We start from the raw sequence: 3,618 nt of genomic DNA, 5'->3' as shown, positions 1-3,618 counted from the left end.
GACTGGGAAACCCGCCTGCCTTTCGCCGCTGCCAACCGGAAGACGATCGCCCAGGTCGAGGAGCTCGAACACAAGGCGCGCCGCCAGGACGTGCTCGTCGACGACGAGCTGATTTTTGCGTTTTACGACCAGGCGCTGCCGAAAGGAATTCATACCGGCGCGTCGTTCGAGCGCTGGTATCGCGACGAGCTGAAGAAAAGCGGTCAGCCGGAAGACAAGCTGCGCCTGCTGTATCTGTCGCGCGACGATCTGATGCGGCACGAAGCCGCCGGCGTGACGACCGATCTGTTCCCGAAACGGATGACGATGGCCGGCGTCGAGATGGCGCTGACCTATCACTTCGAGCCGGGTTCGCCGCGCGACGGCGTCACGCTCGCGGTGCCGCTGTATGCGCTCAATCAGGTCGACGCGCGGCGATGCGAGTGGCTTGTGCCCGGCATGCTGAAAGAGAAGACGCAGTTTCTGCTGAAGTCGCTGCCGCAAAAGCTGCGGCGTCATTGCGTGCCGCTGCCGGAATACGCGGCCGGTTTCGTCGAACGGCATAGCGGTCCGCGCTTCGGCGCGGGCGGTTTGCTCGAGTCGCTGATCGCCGATGTTCGCGAGCAGACCCAGGTCGCAATGAAACAGTCCGACTTCAAGCTCGAGACGCTGACGCCGCATCTGTTCATGAATTTCAAGGTCATCGACGAACACGGCCGGCAGCTCGCGATGGGCCGAAATATGTCGCAACTGCGCGCGGAACTCGGCGGCCAGGCCCAGCAGCATTTCCAGAAGATTGCGTCGAGCGCGGCGGGGGCCGCGCTGGCGGATGCGGGCGGCGGTGGCGGCGTGGCGGGTGCCGCGCAAGCGAGCGGCGCATCCGGCGCATCCAGCGCGGCGAGCAACGCGGCGTCGCGCGGCAAGGGCGCCGCCGGGTCGGGCCCGCAAACCACGTCGCAAGACGGCGCGCAAGGCACCGCGCTGTACGAAAAGCTGACCACGTGGAATTTCGGCAAACTCCCTGAGTTGCTGGAAATTCGCCGTGGCGGGCAGACTTTGTTCGGCTATCCGGCGCTGGTGGATCGCGGTACGCATTGCGACGTCGAAGTCTTCGATTCGCCGGACGAAGCCGCGCGGATTCATCGCGCAGGGCTACGGCGCCTGTTCGCGTTGCAACTGAAAGAGCCAATCAAATATCTGGAAAAGAATCTGCCGGGCCTGCGCGAAATGGCGATGCAGTTCATGCCGCGCGGCACCCAGGAAGAGCTGCGCGATCAGCTGATCGACACCGCACTCGACCGCGCCTGTCTGCAAGACCCGTTGCCGGCGGACGACGTCAGTTTTCATACGCGCCGCGACGAAGGCCGCAGCCGTCTGACCTTGCTGGCTCAGGAAATCTCGCGGCTGGTGGGACAGATCCTGAGCGAATACGCGACCGTGACGAAGAAGCTCGTACAGGCGAAGTCGTTCACCGCGGCGTATGCGGATATGCAAAACCAGCTCGACGGGCTGATCGGCAAGCGCTTCGTGGTCGATACGCCATACCCGCAGCTGGCGCATTTTCCGCGCTATCTGAAAGGGATTGCGCTGCGCGTCGACAAGCTGAAGGCCGACTCGGCGCGCGACGCGCGGCAGTTCGCTGAGTTTCATCCGCTGTTGCAAAACTATCAGCGCGCGGTCGCGCAACGCGGTGGCGTGCTGGATCCGCGCCTGTCGGAATTCCGTTGGCTGCTGGAGGAGTTGCGGATTTCGCTGTTCGCACAGGAACTGCGCACGCCGATGCCGGTTTCGGTCAAGCGTCTCTACAAGGTGTGGGAGTCGATGCAGCGCTGAGTGGCACGCTGGGCGGCCGTCGCGCAGCCGCTTCATTCGGCCGGTGTTGTCCGGCTGAGTGCGACGCTTTTTTTGCGCGCACAAAAAAGCGCGCGATATCACTCCTTGTGAGGATGACATCGCGCGCAAAAGGACGCGGGTACTCTTGGCCCCGCGCCCGCTCGCTGCTATACAACCCTTCAGTACAACCCTTTAGTGCAACTGTTTAATGGCCTTCAGCGTGTCTGGCTCAGGCCGGGCCAGACACGCGGGCCGGCGTTTTACCAGTGCATGCCGGCGCCGACCGACGCGCCGAACTGACCACGCGAGTCGGTCGTACCTTGCACCTTGTAGACCCACTTGCCGGTCTCCGACAGTTGCGACACGCCGATGGCCATCGCCGACTGGCCGCCGTACGTGCCGCCCGCGATCGCCACCATGCCGTGGCCCGGCAACACCGCTTGCGGCAAACCGGCAACCGCCAGCGCCGACGCCGTGCCGCCGTACGCATCGCGGCGCGCTGAGCGGATCTGGTCGTTGGTGTAGCTGTTCGCCTGGCTGACTGCGCCGCTCACGCTTTGTTGCAACTGGTTCACGTTGACCGCGTCCGTGCCCTGCACGCCGGTTGCGACGTTGGTGATCTGACGCTCCTGACCTGCCGCGCCGACCGATACCGTATTCGCCCGATCCGCGACGGAGCCCTGGCCCAGCGCGACCGAGTTGTCGGCGCTCGCGTTCGCCGCTGCGCCGAGCGCGGTGGCGTTGTTGCCGCTCGCGCTCGAATTCGCGCCGATTGCGACGGCGTTGGTGCCCGTGGCCTGCGCGTTCGCGCCCGAAGCGACCGAGTGCGTGCCGGTTGCCGCCGCGCCTTCGGTATCGCGATCGCCTTCCGCGCTGTAGAACGGATTGGCTGTATTGATCGTGATGTTGCTGACCGCGCCGTTGATAGCCGCATTCAGCTGACCGAGGTTGACCGCATCGTTTGCGTCGACGCCGTCGGCGACGTTGTGAATCGCGGTGCCTGCGTCGCCGCCGAGCGTCACACTGTTCTTGTTGACGCTGCCATCAGCGTTCTGGTCGTACATCACGGCGCCGTCGAGCTTCGCGGCAGTGGCGGCCGTCTGGTCGCTGACTGCTTTCAACTGCGAGACGTTGACGGCGTCGGTGTCGGCGGTGCCGGCTGCGACGTTGGTGATCTGGCGCTCGCTGCCCACTGAGCCGACTGAGACGCTGTTTGCGCGGTCTGCGATTGAGCCTTGGCCGAGTGCGACGGAGCCGGCGACAAGGGCGCTCGCGCCTTGGCCCAAGGCAACCGAGCCGTCTGCGCTGGCTTCAGCCATGCTGCCGAGGGCCACGCTGCCCAACGCCGTGGCGGAGGCGTTGCTGCCGATTGCGGTGGCGCTCGGGCCCGTGGCGGTTGCGCCGCCGCCGACCGCGGTGTCACCGTCGTCGCTGGCGAGCGCGTGGGCGCCGAGCGCCGTCGAAGCGGTGCCGGTGGCCGTGGCGAGGGTGCCGACGGCGGTGCTGTCCGTCGCGTTCGCCCATGTGCTGGTACCGGCGGCGAAGGAATTCGCGCCCGACGCGTCGGCGCCGCTGCCGATGGCGACTGAATGGTCGCCGGTGGCGAGTGCATCGTCACCGCTGCCGGCGGTACCGGTCGCTTTGAAATAGCGTGAAGCGCTCGCCGTGGCGGCAGCCAGTTGACTGAGGTTGACCGCGTCGGTGGCTTGCGTGCCGGCCGCGACGTTGGTGATCTGGCGTTCGCGGCCCGCCGCGCCAACCGAAACGGTGTTGGCGCGATCAGCAAGCGAGCCTTGGCCCAAGGCG

2 protein-coding genes are annotated in these 3,618 nt (G+C 66.0%); one reads left to right on the top strand and one right to left on the bottom strand.

From position 1 onward, the window contains the following. Window positions 1–1,812 (top strand): DUF3418 domain-containing protein (locus QOC89_RS19645; RefSeq protein WP_323046546.1); only part of this gene is annotated, 1,812 nt, incomplete at its 5' end. Between the two features lie 260 nt (window positions 1,813–2,072). Here the strand turns inward: QOC89_RS19645 and QOC89_RS19640 are convergent. Continuing rightward, on the bottom strand, window positions 2,073–3,618 hold a 1,546-nt coding region (locus tag QOC89_RS19640; protein WP_323046545.1), incomplete at its 5' end, for a YadA family autotransporter adhesin.

The organism is Paraburkholderia sp. (assembly GCF_034668105.1).
Classification (GTDB): Bacteria; Pseudomonadota; Gammaproteobacteria; order Burkholderiales; family Burkholderiaceae; genus Paraburkholderia.
The sequence above is the reverse complement of the archived record's forward strand: the minus strand, read 5'-3'. Positions and strand labels throughout refer to the sequence as shown.